Genomic DNA, 14,810 nt, shown 5'->3' on the forward strand with positions numbered 1-14,810 from the left:
CCTTTGAACGAGTGTTAGACCGCGCGAGCCTTAAGAGCCAGCGCGGTGGGTTGTACGATTATAGAGTGCTGAACAGCGGAAAAATCCCCATCAGCAATGCGGCGACCATTATGCACAGGCACACCAGTACCGCCCACTTGAGGGTGAAGCGCTGGTGATCGCCAAATTCGATACCCGCCAATGCCACCAGCAAGTAGGTCGATGGAACCAATGGGCTCAACAAGTGCACGGGCTGGCCAACGATCGAAGCGCGGGCCATTTCCACGGCGGTGATGCCGTAGTGGCTGGCGGCTTCGGCCAGTACGGGGAGTACGCCGTAGTAGAACGCATCGTTGGACATGAAGAACGTGAACGGCATGCTCACCAGTGCGGTGATCACGGCCAGGTAAGGGCCGAGGGCGTCGGGGATGACCGCCAGCAGGCTCTTGGACATGGCATCGACCATGCCGGTGCCGGACAGGATGCCGGTGAAGATACCAGCAGCGAAGATCAACCCGACCACCGCCAATACGCTGCCGGCGTGGGCGGCGACGCGGTCTTTCTGCATTTGCAGGCACGGGTAGTTGACGATCATCGCGATACTGAAGGCCACCATGAACAGCACGGGCAGCGGCAGCAGGCCGGCAATCAGGGTGCACATCAGGGCCAGCGTCAGGGCGCCGTTGAACCAGATCAGCTTCGGACGGCGGGCGTCCGGGTACTGCGAAACGCTGATTTCGCTGTGGTCGATTTCGTCACCGTGCAGGTGCAGTTCACCCAGGCGCGCACGTTCGCGCTTGCCGTACATGTAGGCAATCACCAGGATGGCAACCACGCCGGCCAGCATCGCCGGGATCATCGGTACGAAAATGTCCGAGGGGTCTACATGCAGCGCACTGGCGGCACGGGCGGTCGGGCCGCCCCATGGCGTCATGTTCATCACGCCGCCGGCCAGGATGATCAGGCCGGCCATGATCCGCGGGCTCATGCCGATGCGCTTGTACAACGGCAGCATGGCGGCCACGCAGATCATGTAGGTGGTGGCGCCGTCACCGTCCAGCGAGACCACCAGGGCCAGTACGGCGGTGCCGACCGAGACCTTCAGCGGGTCGCCCTTGACCAGCTTGAGGATCTTGCGCACCGCCGGGTCGAACAGCCCGGAGTCGATCATCAAGGCGAAATAGAGGATGGCGAACATCAGCATCACGCCGGTGGGCGCGAGCTTGGTGATGCCTTCGAGCATCATCGGGCCGATCTTCGGCGCAAAGCCGCCGAACAGCGCGAACAGGATCGGCACGATGATCAGGGCGATCAGCGCAGACAGGCGCTTGGTCATGATCAGGAACATGAACGTGATGACCATGGCAAAGCCAAGGAAAGTCAGCATAGGAATACTCCAGGCGTAGCGCGGCTAGGGAATGGCGAACCGGTTGGGTCAGCGCAGAACGAAAGGCACGAGGCGTACGGGTGGAGTCGGGGCAAACAGGCGGGTACGAGCAGACATCGGGAATCACCATTGTTGTTGTTAACAACCGGTCTGTTGCCGGTAGTGGTGGGCGATCCTAGTCCCGGAAGCTTTCAGCCAGCTTTCGGTTAAGAAACAGGCTACGTTGAGTGACGATCGGTCTTATATGAAATAGAGGCGCAGGAGGTTGCGTATGCATGAGCAACACCAGGGAGGCTGCCACTGCGGCCGGGTGCGTTATCAGTTCAGCGGGGCATTGGTGGATGTTGCCCACTGCCACTGTTCGATTTGTCGTCGGGTCAGCGGTGGGCTGGTGACCACCTGGATCACCCTGCCCCGGCCCGCGTTTGCGTGGATGGCGGGAACACCGGCGCAGTACGAATCGTCATCGACGTGCGTGCGGTATTTCTGTTCGAACTGTGGGGCGCACCTGGCGTTGGAGACTCGTCTGAGTCCCGAGAGTATCGATGTGACCATCGCGACCCTGGATCACCCAGAGCTGGCCCCGGCAGATCGGCATATCTGGGTAGAGAGCCGATTGCCGTGGTTGCACCTGGATGAACAGTTGCCGCAAGAGGATGGGGAAACGCTCTAGGGCAGCTCGAACCCGCCGGAGGCCTTGTGCAGCGCCCGCAAGTGCTCGCCCAGCTGCTTGAGGTTGGCTTCACACGCCGCTATCTCCGCCGCGCGGGACGGTTCCAGCAGCGCCCTCACCTCTTTGTCCAGGTCGCCGGTCAGTGACTGCAACTGCTTCTGGCGCGCGGCGCTTTCCGATTCCAGGCGTTGTGATTCCGCTGGCTGTGGCAGGCCGTAGCCGCTGGTACCCAACAGCTCTGCCGGGCGGCTGAGGAAGCCGCTGTTGGCGAGGATCTGCTGCAAGGTCGCGTTGGCCTTTTCCATGCCGCCGTTCTTCAGCTCGCGGGCACCGAGGTAGCGTTGTTTGACTTCATCCTGGGCCAGCATCAGTTGTTTGCGAAAGCTTGCCTGTTCCAGCAGCAGCAAGGCCGCGCTGGTGCGCAGGTCTGCTTCGGCAAACCATGGGCGACGTTCTTCGGCACTCAATGACAGCCAATCCTCGACCTCGGCCTGTTTGATCGGCAGGCGCTTTTTCAGCACCTCGAACATCGCCTGATAACGCTCGCGGAAGGAGTCGAAGTGATAGCCCAGTCGCAGTGCGCGTTTTTTGTCATCCAGCACGCTGGTGTCGGCCAGGCCCCTACCCTTGAGGACTTCCAGCAGGCCATTGGGCGTAATGTTGTCCAGGCCGGTCAGCTGCGGGTTGGCGCTGCCGCTGCGTAACAGCTTCAGGCTCTCCACCGCGCAGTTGTTGGAGATGAAGAAGTAATTGCCGTCGTAGCTCCAGTGCATTTCGGCGGCGTGTTCGACGGTGTCGTTGATCTCCTGGCGTGTCAGTTTCAGCGGCACCGACGCCAGGCCACGCAGTTCGGTCTTGGTGTACTCGTCGATGACCTGTGACAGCGGCAGCACGAACAGCCGTGACGGGTACTTGCCGATCAAGCCGTCCCAGCTCGACAGTTGTACGTCACCGACGAATGCGCGGTAGGACAGAACCAGGTGCTGGTCCAGGTCCAGCCGGCAGTCCGGGCCCCGCGGCCGGCCTGGGGCGCAGATCACCAGGCGCAACATGCTATGGCCCCAGCGGCTTACCAGGTTCTGGTTGGCTTCGGCCAGCAAGTAGTCGATTTCGTAGACACGCTCGGGGTCGACCTGGCCCAGTGGGGTCTTGGCGAAGTCGTTGCCGGCATTGAGGAAGGCGTAGGTTTTGGCGCAGGTGTCCTTGGCCGGTGGTGCCCAGCCAAAGTGTTCCTTGTAATAGCGGTACAGCGAAGGCCGGCGGCAGGCGTAGCTCGGGTCGAGGAGGAAGTACTCCATGTTGACCGCGACGAATTCCAGCGGGCTGGTGGTTTCGTAGATGTCCGGGCTGCGGGCGACCTGGTGGTTGTTCTGTTCGCGTTCGCCGCGACGCCCCACGTATTGCGGCCAGCCGGCAAGGTCCAGCAGGCGTGGGTCATCGCTGAGGGTAAAGCGGCGATCGTTCTGGCCACGGCATTGATCGGGCAGGCCGATCAGGCCGGTGATGTTGTTCTGGCGGCTGCAACGCTGGATCAGCGTGCGATCGGCGCTGGACCACAAGCGGGCGCGGTCGTAGATGTGGGTCAGTTCATGCAGCACGGTGGCGAGCATTTCCCGGCGCACGGTGCCATGGGGGCGGTTGGTCTTTTGTGTCGCGGCGCTGCCGTCGGTGAGGCTTTCCAGCAGGTTGCTGTTGAGGTCCAGTTCCGACACCAGTGAAGCCTGGCCGTAGGCGTTTTCGGGCATCTTGTCGGTCCAGCCGACGTCGATGGTCCGGTCCAGTTGCTCGATGAAGCGCGGCGGCAACGCCTGCATCGCCTCATCCAGCAATGCCTGGCTGGCCTGCTGCTGGGCCGGGCTCAAGCCATCAGTCTTGAGCCGTAGTTGCAGGGCGGCCTGAGCCGCGCTGGCGCCGAGCAGCAGCGTGCCGGCCAGTAGCCAGGCGGCAATTCGCCTCACAGTGCGAGGATAGCTTCGGCGAGGACCTGGTCGCTGGCGTCGCGGGCTTCTGGCACGCGGGTTCGCAGGGTGTCGAAGGCGGCTTCCAGTTGGGCGCCGCGAATCTCGCCATTGCTGGCGACGAAACTGGCGGCATCGTCATGGGCTTCGCGCACGACTTTGGAGTCGCGGATGGACGTGGTGGTGTCCGACGTGAAATCAATGGTACGGGCCGAGGCACGGACAATGATGTTACTGGTGGCCTTCAGGGTTTGTGCCTGGGCAACACCGCCCAACAACAGCAGGCCGAGAGCAGCGGCGATCAGCGGGCTACGCATGGAATGACTCCGAAATACAAAGATGATTATTGGACGAGAATTGCTTGAGCCAGTTCAAGGTCACTGGCGTTAAGTTTTGGCTGGTGGTGCCGCAGGTAATCCAGCGCTGATTCCAGCCGGGCTCCCCGCCATTGGCCGTCAGTGGCAATGAAAGCGGCAGCGTCATCCTGGGCGGCCAGTATCAGTTTATGGTCGAACGGCGCGGAGGTCACTTTGCTGGTGGCATACGCACTGACAACGAGGCTCTGGGTGGACAGGTCAAAGGCCGGAGCTTGCGTGGACCAGCAGGTGCAAAACACGACGGGAGCGATCAACAGGCGGTAAGAAAAAGCCATGGGACTCGACAACTGGAAGCGAGCGCCAAGGCTAGCGCAATGCCCGGGCGAGAGCCAGCGCTGGGGATCCATCAAGCGCTGGCATTCCCGTCTTCCCTGTCTGCGGTCAGATGGCCAGGATCGCCTGGGCCAGTTGAGCGTCAGTCGCGGTATTCAGTTGTGGAGCTTGTTGGCGGATTTGGGCCAAGGCGCTTTCCAGCTTCACGCCGCGGATCGCGCCTTCGCTGGCGACAAAGCTGGCAGCATCATCACGGGCGGCACGTACAACTTTGTTGTCGCGCAGGGAGGACGTGGCATCGGAGGTCGCATCGGAGGTGGCTTTCAGGGCGCCGACGATCGAATCCGTGGTCACGATCAGGCTTGAGGCGTTGGCATTGGCAGCCAGGGTCAGCAGGGCTGCGGTGCTCAGCAGGCGAAGACGGGACATGGGTGACTCCTGTAAATGAACGAATAAAAGTGGCACAAAGCCGCTACTTGATCAGCGGGACCATGGGCATCAGACGCCCGTTCTACAGGGTTCGCCACGTGGTAGTCGGATATTAAGCTGCCGTTTATCCGTTCGGATAGTCACTCCCTGGTGATTACTCGCTCCAGAACCATTTGGATAGCTCGGCTGTTCGGTCGCCGTGGCTGATGCCTGCGTCAGATAATTCCCGCGGGTCCAGTTGAGCCAGCAACCTGCGTGTACGGGCACGTTGCTCCCAGCGGGCAAGTGCCAAGGCCGTGCGCCGCAGCAGTCGTATCAATAGAGGGCGGTGCTGGGCTTGGGTCTTCATGGCGAGCGCCTTTCATGAGGTTCTGGAACACCATGTTGGGCGGGAAGATTTTACCGGTACAGATACACCAGGGTTAAATTGTACTGCTTAATTGTTATGTTTTTTAAACTGTACCTATCGATATGAAAGCCTATTGTTTTTGCTCTTGAAAATCCAAACCCCAGAAACAACAAAACCCGCCTCCGGTTACCCGGGGCGGGTTTTGCTTGATCAATTCTGAGTGCTGGCGGTGGACCCGGTGGGTCAGGGCCAGCGGACGCTAATTAGCGCCAGAACGGCTTGCTCAGCTCTTCGTAGCGTTGTGCTTCGCTGATACCGGCGTCAGCCAGCAGACGCGAATCCAGACGAGCCAGTTGATGGCGGCTGGAGATGCGGCGCTGCCACAACATCAGGTTGGCGAGAACGCGCAGAGGCAGGGAAGCCTGGGTGTTTACAGCTTTTTCTTCGAAGAACAGATCGGAACTGAGTGTACGTTCCATGATGACATCCTTCCGCTTGTGGCGGGATTAGGTAGTGGTTTAACTGATGCCAATGATCCTCCTCCGGCGCAATACTCTCTAGATACAGTTCGCCTGTATTGTGAGGGGCCAGTTAACTGTTTATAGGGGCTGTACTGTACGAAATTGGGGCAACTGTACCTGTCGGCACTTTTATGGTGCGTTTTAGGTGTATTTGGCGGGATGAGTAGGATTTTTCGGTAGGAAATGACCGGTACAGCAGTACAGTTTTTTTAAAAATATGGGTTGGAAAGCTCGGACTGATGAAACTGTGTTTGCATCAGTCCGAATCTGTATCAATCACGCCTTCAGCATATGCCCGGTTTCTTCCAGGTTGATGTGCCAACTCAGTGCCTCCCGCAGGATATGCGGGGTGTGACCGCCCAGTGCGCAGGCTTGGGTGAAGTAAGTGTTCAGGGCGTCGCGGTACGCCGGGTGCACGCAGTTGTCGATGATCACCCGGGCCCGTTCCCGCGGCGCCAGGCCGCGAAGGTCTGCCAGGCCGACCTCGGTCACGAGGATGTCGACGTCATGTTCAGTATGGTCCACATGGCTGACCATCGGCACTACGCTGGAAATCGCCCCGGCCTTGGCAATCGACTTGGTGACAAAGATTGCCAGGTGCGCGTTGCGCGCAAAGTCACCCGAGCCGCCAATCCCGTTCATCATCCGCGTGCCGCAGATGTGGGTGGAGTTGACGTTGCCATAGATGTCGAACTCCAGCGCGGTGTTAATGCCGATAATACCCAGCCGCCGCACGACTTCCGGGTGGTTGGAGATTTCCTGTGGCCGCAGCACCAGTTTGTCTTTGTAGCGTTCCAGGTTGCCGAACACGTCAGCGTTGCGCCGTTCCGACAAGGTAATCGAGCTGCCCGAGGCGAAGCTCAGCTTGCCGGCGTCGATCAGGTCGAACGTGGAGTCCTGCAGTACTTCCGAGTACATCGTCAGGTCTTCGAACGGCGACTCGATCAGGCCGCACATCACCGCGTTGGCAATGTTGCCGATACCCGCCTGCAGCGGGCCGAGCTTGTTGGTCATGCGGCCAGCGTCGACTTCTTCCTTAAGGAAGTTGATCAGGTGATTGGCGATCGACTGGGTGTCGCTGTCGGGCGGCGTCACGGTGGAGGCCGAATCTGCCTGGTTGGTGATGACGATGGCGACGATCTTCTCCGGCGGGATCGGGATCGCGGTGCTACCGATACGGTCGTCCACGGCCACCAACGGAATCGGCGTGCGGGTCGGGCGATAGCTCGGGATATAGATGTCGTGCAGACCTTCCAGGTTCGGGTTATGCGCCATGTTGATCTCGACGATCACCTGCTTGGCGAAAATAGCGAAACTGGCGGAGTTGCCCACGGAAGTGGTCGGCACGATATGGCCTTGCTCGGTGATCGCCACGGCTTCGATGACCGCAATGTCTGGCAGCTTGAGCTGATTGTTGCGCAGCTGCTCGACCGTCTCCGACAGGTGTTGGTCGATAAACATCACTTCGCCGGCGTTGATCGCCTTGCGCAGGGTGCTGTCCACCTGGAACGGCATGCGTCGCGACAGTACGCCGGCTTCGGTCAGTTGCTTGTCCAGGTCGTTGCCCAGGCTGGCGCCCGTCATCAGGGTGATTTTCAGCGGCGAGGTCTTGGCGCGTTCGGCCAAGGCGTGGGGCACGGCCTTGGCCTCACCGGCGCGGGTGAAGCCGCTCATGCCGACGGTCATGCCGTCCTGGATCAGTGCGGCAGCGTCAGCCGCGCTCATGACCTTGTTCAACAACGAAGGCAAGCGGATACGATCACGGTACATGGATTGTTATCTCGGGCTACGGAAGCAAGATGCGCAGTCTAGTGATTTCAAAAAAATTCGTCCCGCTACCATGGTCGAATGCCAGGCAGCGATTTAGAGCCTTTTGTCGGTTTTCATCGGCAATAAAAAACCCCAGCCTACTAAAGGCCAGGGTTTTGGGTATTGCGCTGGCGCAGTGTTTATTCGACGGCCTTGACCATGTCTTCGATGACCTTCTTGGCATCGCCGAAGACCATCATGGTCTTGTCCAGGTAGAACAGTTCGTTGTCCAGGCCGGCGTAGCCGCTGGCCATCGAGCGTTTGTTGACGATGATGGTCTTGGCCTTGAACGCTTCGAGGATCGGCATGCCCGCAATTGGCGACTTGGGATCGTTCTTGGCGGCCGGGTTGACCACGTCATTGGCGCCGAGCACCAGCACCACGTCGGCTTGGCCGAACTCGGAGTTGATATCTTCCATCTCGAACACTTGGTCGTAAGGTACTTCTGCCTCCGCCAGCAGCACGTTCATGTGTCCAGGCATGCGACCGGCGACCGGGTGGATCGCGTACTTTACGGTCACGCCGCGGTGGGTCAGCTTCTCGGTCAGCTCTTTCAGTGCGTGCTGCGCCCGCGCCACTGCCAGGCCGTAGCCCGGGACGATGATCACGGTATCGGCGTTGGTCAGCAGGAAGGTCGCATCGTCAGCCGAGCCGGATTTCACCGGGCGCGCTTCTTTCGAACCGGCCGGGCCTGCTGCGTCAGCCGTGTTGCCGAAACCGCCGAGCAGTACATTAAAGAAGGAACGGTTCATCGCCTTGCACATGATGTACGACAGGATCGCGCCGCTTGAACCCACCAGCGAGCCCGCGATGATCAACATAGAGTTGTTCAGCGAGAAGCCGATGCCCGCCGCAGCCCAACCGGAGTAGCTGTTGAGCATCGAGACGACCACCGGCATGTCTGCGCCGCCGATCGGGATGATGATCAGCACACCCAGCACGAACGCCAGGGCCAGCATCAGGGCGAAGGCGCTGAGGTTGCCGGTGAACATGAAGGCCAGGCCCAGGCCCAGGGTCAACAGGCCCAGCACCAGGTTCAGCTTGTGCTGACCGCCGAACTGTACCGGTGCGCCCTGGAAGAGGCGGAACTTGTACTTGCCCGAGAGCTTGCCGAAGGCGATGACGGAACCGGAGAAGGTAATCGCACCGATGGCGGCGCCGAGGAACAGCTCCAGGCGGTTACCGGCGGGAATCGAATCGCCCAGGTGCTTCACGATACCCAGGGATTGTGGTTCCACGACCGCAGCGATGGCGATGAATACGGCAGCCAAGCCGATCATGCTGTGCATGAATGCCACCAGCTCCGGCATCTTGGTCATTTCCACGCGCTTGGCCATGATCGAGCCAGCAGTGCCGCCAACCAGCAGGCCTACGATGACGTAGCCAATGCCGGCGGTCGCCAGCTCAGCGCCGAGCTTATAGATGAGGCCCACGGTGGTGAGTACCGCCAGCGCCATGCCAAGCATGCCGAACAGGTTGCCCCGCCGAGAGGTGGTTGGGTGTGACAAGCCCTTGAGGGCCTGGATAAAGCAGATCGACGCGATCAGGTAGAGCGTCGTGACGAGATTCATGCTCATTACTTCGGCGCCTCTTCTTTTACTTTCGGGGCTTTCTTCTTGAACATCTCAAGCATTCTGCGGGTAACCAGGAAACCACCGAACACGTTGACCGCCGCGAGTGCCACGGCGAGGGTGCCCATGGTCTTGCCCAGCGGCGTCACGGTGAGCGCGGCGGCCAGCATGGCGCCGACGATCACGATCGCCGAAATCGCGTTGGTCACGGCCATCAGCGGGGTGTGCAAGGCCGGGGTGACGTTCCAGACCACGTGGTAACCGACATAAATCGCCAGCACGAAGATGATCAGGTTGTAGATACCGGGGGAGATAAGCTCTTCCATCGTCTGAATCCCTGCTTAGGCGTTTTTGCGGATGACTTGGCCGTCGCGGCACATCAGGCACGCGGCGACGATGTCGTCTTCGAGGTTGATTTCAAACTGCCCTTCCTTGGTGAAGACCAGCTTCAGGAAGTCCAGCAGGTTGCGTGCATACAGCGCCGAGGCATCGGCGGCGACGGCGCCTGCCAGGTTGGTAGGGCCGCAGATGGTCACGCCGTTTTCCACGACCACCTGGTCGGCCACGGTCAGCGGGCAGTTGCCGCCTTGGGCGGCTGCGAGATCAATGACCACCGAGCCTGGCTTCATCTGTGCGACGGTCTCGGCGCTGAGCAGGGTTGGCGCCTTGCGGCCGGGGATCAATGCGGTGGTGATGACGATGTCGGCCTGTTTGGCGCGTTCGTGCACGGCCAGGGCCTGACGCTGCATCCAGCTGGTAGGCATCGGGCGCGCGTAGCCGCCAACGCCGACGGCGCATTCGCGCTCTTCATCGGTTTCGTAGGGCACGTCAACGAACTTGGCGCCCAGGGATTCGATCTGTTCCTTTACGGCCGGGCGCACGTCGGACGCTTCGATAACCGCTCCCAGGCGTTTTGCGGTGGCGATCGCCTGCAGCCCTGCTACGCCGGCACCGAGAATCAGCACGCGCGCGGCTTTCACCGTACCGGCGGCGGTCATCAGCATTGGCATGAAGCGCGGGTAGTGATGGGCGGCGAGTAATACAGCCTTGTAGCCGGCAATGTTTGCCTGGGAAGACAGCACATCCAGGCTCTGCGCGCGGGAGGTGCGCGGCGCGGCCTCAAGGGCAAAGGCGGTGACGCCATGCTCGGCCAGTCGGGTGATGGTTTCGTTGCTGAACGGATTGAGCATGCCTACCAACACGGTGCCGCTTTTGATCAGCGTGAGTTCGCTGTCATTCGGGGCGACCACTTTGAGAATCAGCTCGGCACCGAACGCATCGCTGGCGCTGCCAATGGTGGCGCCCGCCGCTTCATAGGCACTGTCGACGACACTGGCATTGATGCCTGCCCCGCTTTGCACAGTGACCTTGTGGCCCTGGCCGATCAGCTTCTTGATGGTTTCCGGGGTGGCAGCCACCCGCGTTTCACCGGTCTGGGTTTCGAGAGGAACACCAATGTGCACGTCAAATCTCCTGCATGATCTTTTTGCTTTGATTTTTGTAAAAAGGCCAGTGCACCGCGAGAGGTACATCTGGGCGGCCGATCAGCACGATCCCGCTGAAATACAGCGGGGCGCGGCATTTTGCAGGCGAACTTTACGGCCTTCAAGAGATTATGACGGGTGACGAAAAATTAACTACAAGTCACCCTGTGACTGATTGTCGCAATGCTTGGATATAACTCCTTTAAATACAGGTAATTAAAGGGGTTTATCTAAAATATTGGCTTTTCGCCATCGCCAACGTGAATGGCTGTGTATCGCTGTAACTTTATGCCTACAGACCAATACAGGCATGGCTTTAAGGCTGATTCAGAGTCAAAAGATACGGTCTTCTAAATTGCGACATATATATACATATGTAGGTATTTTTATTTGCTGACTACAGAGTCAATAACTTTGACTTTCCCTTTAGATATTGGGGTTGTAGCGTAGTGACTGGTCGATCAGCCAGTCTCTGAACGCGTGGAGAGAAGCAGATTCGACTTTTCTCTCTGGAATCATCAAATAGTAAGCCTTCGAGCTCGCCAGTACCTGAGGGCTTGCGACCACCAGGTGCCCTTCGTTCAATTCCCTTTGAATGAGGAACGGCGGGATCAGTGCAATGCCCATGTCGTGCATGGCTGCCTGGGACAACATGGAGAATAGCTCGTAACGCGGGCCTGTCATGTCGCGGGGTATGTCCAGCTGTTGCGCGTTGAACCATTGGCGCCAGGCATAGGGTCGAGTGGTTTGCTGCAGCAGGGGCAGTTCGGCGATTTCCTGCGCGCTGAAGTGCGCGCGCTCACCCAGCAAGCGTGGGCTGCACACTGGGAGCGGGTTTTCTCCCATCAGTTTGTGGGATTCGGTACCGGACCAGTCGGCATCCCCAAAGTAGATCGCCGCGTCGAATTCAGTATCGGCGAACAGGAAAGGTCGTGTGCGGTTAGTCAGGTTGACGGTGACCTCCGGGTGCCGGTGCTGGAAGTCCTTGAGGCGCGGGATCAGCCACTGGGTACCAAAGGTCGGGACCACTGCCAGTTCGATCACGTTGGTGCCCTGCTGGCCCATTACCGACAGAGTGTCGCGCTCGACCGCGTCCAGCTGTGTGGCCACTCGGCGGCTGTATGAAAGCCCGGCCTCTGTCAGCTTCACGCCCCGGCGCGAGCGCCGAAATAGCTCGACACTCAAAAACTCCTCTAGGCTGGCAATCTGTCGGCAGATTGCGCCTTGGGTGATCGAAAGCTCCTGCGCGGCCTTGGTAAAGCTCTCGTGGCGGGCTGCCGCCTCAAAACTGACAAGCGCCGTGGTGCTGGGAATCTTTCTGCGCATGTACCGTAGCCTCACAAGTGAAATGCATCTATGCCGGTTCTGGATGTTTCGGAGTGATAAATTAGCACAAGGCTATGCAAAAACCTCGTTTGCCCTCCTCGCCTGCCCGGCCTAGGCTCCATGCACGACTTTTTGATTTACTTCGCGAGGATTCACTCATGGGCGGTAAGGCAAGCTTCAACTGGATCGATCCACTGCTGCTGGATTCACAGCTCACTGAAGAAGAACGCATGGTGCGCGACAGCGCCGAGCAGTTCGCCCAGGACAAGCTGGCGCCGCGTGTGCTCGAAGCCTTCCGCCACGAAAAGACCGACCCTGCGATCTTCCGTGAAATGGGCGAGACCGGTTTGCTGGGTGCCATGATTCCCGAGCAGTACGGTGGTAGCGGTTTGAACTACGTCAGCTATGGCCTGATCGCTCGTGAAGTGGAGCGTGTGGACTCCGGCTACCGCTCAATGATGAGTGTGCAGTCTTCGCTGGTGATGGTGCCTATCAATGAGTTCGGCACCGAAGCTCAAAAGCAGAAATATCTGCCCAAGCTGGCTTCTGGCGAATGGATTGGCTGCTTTGGTCTGACGGAGCCGAACCATGGTTCCGACCCAGGCGCGATGATTACTCGTGCACGCAAGGTGGATGGCGGCTACAGCCTCACCGGCAACAAGATGTGGATCACTAACAGTCCGATTGCCGATGTGTTTGTGGTGTGGGGCAAGGACGATGCGGGCGACATTCGTGGCTTCGTATTGGAAAAAGGTTGGAAGGGCCTGAGTGCCCCGGCGATTCACGGCAAGGTCGGGCTGCGCGCCTCGATCACCGGTGAGATCGTCATGGATAACGTTTTTGTTCCTGAAGAAAACATCTTCCCGGATGTGCGTGGTTTGAAAGGCCCCTTCACATGCCTGAATTCGGCGCGTTACGGGATTTCTTGGGGCGCGCTGGGTGCTGCGGAATTCTGCTGGCACACCGCGCGCCAGTACACCCTTGATCGTCAGCAGTTCGGGCGGCCATTGGCGGCAACCCAATTGATCCAGAAGAAACTTGCAGACATGCAGACGGAGATCACCCTCGCCCTGCAAGGTTGCCTGCGGTTGGGTCGCATGAAGGATGAAGGTACTGCGGCGGTGGAGATCACATCGATCATGAAGCGCAATTCCTGCGGCAAGTCCCTGGACATTGCCCGGATGGCGCGTGACATGCTCGGTGGCAACGGTATCTCCGATGAGTTCGGCATTGCCCGCCACCTGGTCAATCTTGAAGTGGTGAATACCTATGAGGGTACCCACGACGTGCATGCGCTGATCCTGGGTCGCGCGCAAACCGGTATTCAGGCGTTCTATTAATAGGAGGACGACCATGGGCGCGCTATCGCACCTGCGGGTACTGGATTTGTCTAGAGTGCTGGCGGGCCCTTGGGCTGGGCAGATACTTGCGGACCTTGGCGCTGAAGTGATCAAGGTCGAGCGGCCCGGTAACGGCGACGACACTCGCGCCTGGGGCCCTCCCTTTCTCAAGGATGCGTATGGGGAGAACACCACTGAGGCGGCCTATTATCTGTCGGCCAATCGCAATAAGGAGTCGGTGACCATCGACTTCACGCGGCCGGAAGGCCAGAAGCTGGTGCGTGACCTGGCGGCGAAGTCCGACATTCTGATCGAGAACTTCAAGGTGGGTGGCTTGGCGGCCTATGGGCTGGATTATGAGTCGCTCAAGGAGATCAATCCTGAGTTGATCTACTGCTCGATCACCGGGTTTGGCCAGACTGGTCCTTATGCGACGCGGGCGGGGTATGACTTCATGATCCAGGGGCTTGGTGGGCTGATGAGCCTGACTGGCCGTCCCGAGGGTGAAGACGGTGCCGGGCCGGTCAAGGTGGGGGTGGCGCTGACGGATATTCTCACGGGGCTTTATTCTACGGTGGCTATCCTGGCTGCGATGGCTCATCGGGATCATGATGGCGGCGGTCAGCATATCGATATGGCGCTGCTGGATGTGCAGGTGGCCTGTCTGGCCAACCAGGCGATGAACTATCTGACGACGGGTGTCTCTCCCAAGCGTCTGGGTAATGCTCATCCGAATATTGTGCCTTATCAGGATTTCCCCACAGCGGATGGCGACTTCATTCTTACCGTGGGTAACGATGGGCAGTTCCGCAAGTTCGCTGAGGTGGCGGGTCAGTCGCAGTGGGCGGATGACCCGCGGTTTGCCACTAATAAGCTGCGAGTGGCCAATAGAGCGACGCTGATTCCATTGATCCGCCAGGCGACTGTATTCAAGACCACCGCTGAATGGGTGGCTCAGTTGGAGCGTGTGGGTGTGCCTTGCGGGCCAATCAATGACTTGGCGCAGGTGTTTGCGGACCCGCAAGTAAAGGCCCGCGGGTTGGCGATGGAGTTGCCTCATGCGTTGGCAGGGATGGTGCCCCAAGTGGCCAGCCCTATGCGGCTGTCCAAGACCCCTGTTGAATATCGCAGTGCGCCTCCGTTGTTGGGTGAGCATACCCACCAGGTGCTGCAGCAAGTGCTGGGTTTGACGCAGGCGAATGTGTCGGCGTTGAGGGAGGCTGGGGTCATCTAAGGCTTCCCTTCTATATAGAGGGCTGTTGAGGTGCTCTATCTCTATATGGAAGAGGAATATTGGTCGATTTTTAGCCAAAAGTGCCTATTTGATAGAAAAC

15 protein-coding genes are annotated in these 14,810 nt (G+C 59.4%); 3 read left to right on the top strand and 12 right to left on the bottom strand.

Features of this window, described 5'->3' with window-relative positions:
• Positions 1 to 58 precede the first annotated feature (58 nt).
• Entirely contained in the window at positions 59 to 1,366 is a 1,308-nt protein-coding gene (locus V3W39_RS10685) for a CitMHS family transporter (protein ID WP_076013340.1), read from the bottom strand.
• Between the two features lie 271 nt (positions 1,367 to 1,637).
• Here V3W39_RS10685 and V3W39_RS10690 point away from each other — a divergent pair, with 271 nt between their 5' ends.
• Positions 1,638 to 2,039 carry a GFA family protein gene (locus V3W39_RS10690; protein ID WP_259199836.1) on the top strand — a complete coding sequence of 134 codons (402 nt, stop codon included), beginning with the start codon at positions 1,638 to 1,640 and terminating at the stop codon, positions 2,037 to 2,039.
• Here the strand turns inward: V3W39_RS10690 and V3W39_RS10695 are convergent.
• The 11 genes from V3W39_RS10695 to V3W39_RS10745 all read right to left on the bottom strand — a co-directional run bounded on the left by V3W39_RS10695 (position 2,036) and on the right by V3W39_RS10745 (position 12,136).
• On the bottom strand, positions 2,036 to 3,997 hold the full coding sequence (locus V3W39_RS10695) for a DUF7844 domain-containing protein (RefSeq protein ID WP_177130024.1): 1,962 nt from the start codon (positions 3,995 to 3,997) through the stop codon (positions 2,036 to 2,038). The genes V3W39_RS10690 and V3W39_RS10695 overlap by 4 nt on opposite strands.
• A complete protein-coding gene (locus V3W39_RS10700) occupies positions 3,994 to 4,314 on the bottom strand; it encodes a DUF2388 domain-containing protein (protein ID WP_177043533.1) in 321 nt (106 codons plus the stop codon). The genes V3W39_RS10695 and V3W39_RS10700 overlap by 4 nt, the downstream gene beginning before the upstream one ends.
• 26 nt (positions 4,315 to 4,340) lie before the next feature.
• Positions 4,341 to 4,649, bottom strand: a complete 309-nt coding sequence (locus V3W39_RS10705) for a DUF2388 domain-containing protein (RefSeq protein ID WP_177043532.1) — start codon at positions 4,647 to 4,649, stop codon at positions 4,341 to 4,343.
• Positions 4,650 to 4,755: 106 nt separating this feature from the next.
• The gene (locus V3W39_RS10710) at positions 4,756 to 5,076 is read right to left on the bottom strand and encodes a DUF2388 domain-containing protein (RefSeq protein ID WP_084042613.1); all 321 of its coding nucleotides are present in this window, start codon (positions 5,074 to 5,076) and stop codon (positions 4,756 to 4,758) included.
• Between the two features lie 154 nt (positions 5,077 to 5,230).
• Positions 5,231 to 5,425 (bottom strand): DUF1127 domain-containing protein, encoded by a 195-nt coding sequence (locus V3W39_RS10715; RefSeq protein WP_330212607.1) that lies wholly within the window; start codon positions 5,423 to 5,425, stop codon positions 5,231 to 5,233.
• 263 nt (positions 5,426 to 5,688) lie between these two features.
• On the bottom strand, positions 5,689 to 5,904 hold the full coding sequence (locus tag V3W39_RS10720; protein WP_003214752.1) for a DUF1127 domain-containing protein: 216 nt from the start codon (positions 5,902 to 5,904) through the stop codon (positions 5,689 to 5,691).
• A gap of 318 nt (positions 5,905 to 6,222) precedes the next feature.
• The gene (locus V3W39_RS10725) at positions 6,223 to 7,716 is read right to left on the bottom strand and encodes an acetyl-CoA hydrolase/transferase family protein (protein ID WP_177043530.1); all 1,494 of its coding nucleotides are present in this window, start codon (positions 7,714 to 7,716) and stop codon (positions 6,223 to 6,225) included.
• A gap of 179 nt (positions 7,717 to 7,895) precedes the next feature.
• A complete protein-coding gene (locus tag V3W39_RS10730) occupies positions 7,896 to 9,332 on the bottom strand; it encodes an NAD(P)(+) transhydrogenase (Re/Si-specific) subunit beta (RefSeq protein ID WP_003214748.1) in 1,437 nt (478 codons plus the stop codon).
• A complete protein-coding gene (locus V3W39_RS10735) occupies positions 9,332 to 9,652 on the bottom strand; it encodes an NAD(P) transhydrogenase subunit alpha (RefSeq protein WP_003187417.1) in 321 nt (106 codons plus the stop codon). The genes V3W39_RS10730 and V3W39_RS10735 overlap by 1 nt, the downstream gene beginning before the upstream one ends.
• A 15-nt stretch (positions 9,653 to 9,667) precedes the next feature.
• Positions 9,668 to 10,789, bottom strand: coding sequence for a Re/Si-specific NAD(P)(+) transhydrogenase subunit alpha (locus tag V3W39_RS10740; RefSeq protein ID WP_177043529.1), 1,122 nt, complete (start codon positions 10,787 to 10,789; stop codon positions 9,668 to 9,670).
• Positions 10,790 to 11,236: 447 nt separating this feature from the next.
• Positions 11,237 to 12,136 (bottom strand): LysR family transcriptional regulator, encoded by a 900-nt coding sequence (locus V3W39_RS10745; protein WP_177043528.1) that lies wholly within the window; start codon positions 12,134 to 12,136, stop codon positions 11,237 to 11,239.
• 158 nt (positions 12,137 to 12,294) lie between these two features.
• Between V3W39_RS10745 and V3W39_RS10750 the strand changes: the two genes are divergently transcribed.
• On the top strand, positions 12,295 to 13,476 hold the full coding sequence (locus V3W39_RS10750; protein WP_177043527.1) for an acyl-CoA dehydrogenase: 1,182 nt from the start codon (positions 12,295 to 12,297) through the stop codon (positions 13,474 to 13,476).
• Positions 13,477 to 13,489: 13 nt separating this feature from the next.
• Positions 13,490 to 14,710, top strand: coding sequence for a CaiB/BaiF CoA transferase family protein (locus tag V3W39_RS10755; protein WP_177043526.1), 1,221 nt, complete (start codon positions 13,490 to 13,492; stop codon positions 14,708 to 14,710).
• Positions 14,711 to 14,810: the final 100 nt, after the last annotated feature.

The sequence above is a fragment of the Pseudomonas sp. Z18(2022) genome (assembly GCF_036346535.1).
GTDB lineage: Bacteria > Pseudomonadota > Gammaproteobacteria > Pseudomonadales > Pseudomonadaceae > Aquipseudomonas > Aquipseudomonas yamanorum_A.

Bases quoted from the DNA above. Each gene is read 5' to 3' on its own strand.
- V3W39_RS10685 (WP_076013340.1), bottom strand. From the start codon at position 1,366: ATGCTGACTTTCCTTGGCTTTGCCATGGTCATCACGTTCATGTTCCTG.
- V3W39_RS10690 (WP_259199836.1), top strand. From the start codon at position 1,638: ATGCATGAGCAACACCAGGGAGGCTGCCACTGCGGCCGGGTGCGTTAT.
- V3W39_RS10700 (WP_177043533.1), bottom strand. From the start codon at position 4,314: ATGCGTAGCCCGCTGATCGCCGCTGCTCTCGGCCTGCTGTTGTTGGGC.
- V3W39_RS10705 (WP_177043532.1), bottom strand. From the start codon at position 4,649: ATGGCTTTTTCTTACCGCCTGTTGATCGCTCCCGTCGTGTTTTGCACC.
- V3W39_RS10710 (WP_084042613.1), bottom strand. From the start codon at position 5,076: ATGTCCCGTCTTCGCCTGCTGAGCACCGCAGCCCTGCTGACCCTGGCT.
- V3W39_RS10715 (WP_330212607.1), bottom strand. From the start codon at position 5,425: ATGAAGACCCAAGCCCAGCACCGCCCTCTATTGATACGACTGCTGCGG.
- V3W39_RS10720 (WP_003214752.1), bottom strand. From the start codon at position 5,904: ATGGAACGTACACTCAGTTCCGATCTGTTCTTCGAAGAAAAAGCTGTA.
- V3W39_RS10725 (WP_177043530.1), bottom strand. From the start codon at position 7,716: ATGTACCGTGATCGTATCCGCTTGCCTTCGTTGTTGAACAAGGTCATG.
- V3W39_RS10730 (WP_003214748.1), bottom strand. From the start codon at position 9,332: ATGAGCATGAATCTCGTCACGACGCTCTACCTGATCGCGTCGATCTGC.
- V3W39_RS10735 (WP_003187417.1), bottom strand. From the start codon at position 9,652: ATGGAAGAGCTTATCTCCCCCGGTATCTACAACCTGATCATCTTCGTG.
- V3W39_RS10745 (WP_177043528.1), bottom strand. From the start codon at position 12,136: ATGCGCAGAAAGATTCCCAGCACCACGGCGCTTGTCAGTTTTGAGGCG.
- V3W39_RS10750 (WP_177043527.1), top strand. From the start codon at position 12,295: ATGGGCGGTAAGGCAAGCTTCAACTGGATCGATCCACTGCTGCTGGAT.
- V3W39_RS10755 (WP_177043526.1), top strand. From the start codon at position 13,490: ATGGGCGCGCTATCGCACCTGCGGGTACTGGATTTGTCTAGAGTGCTG.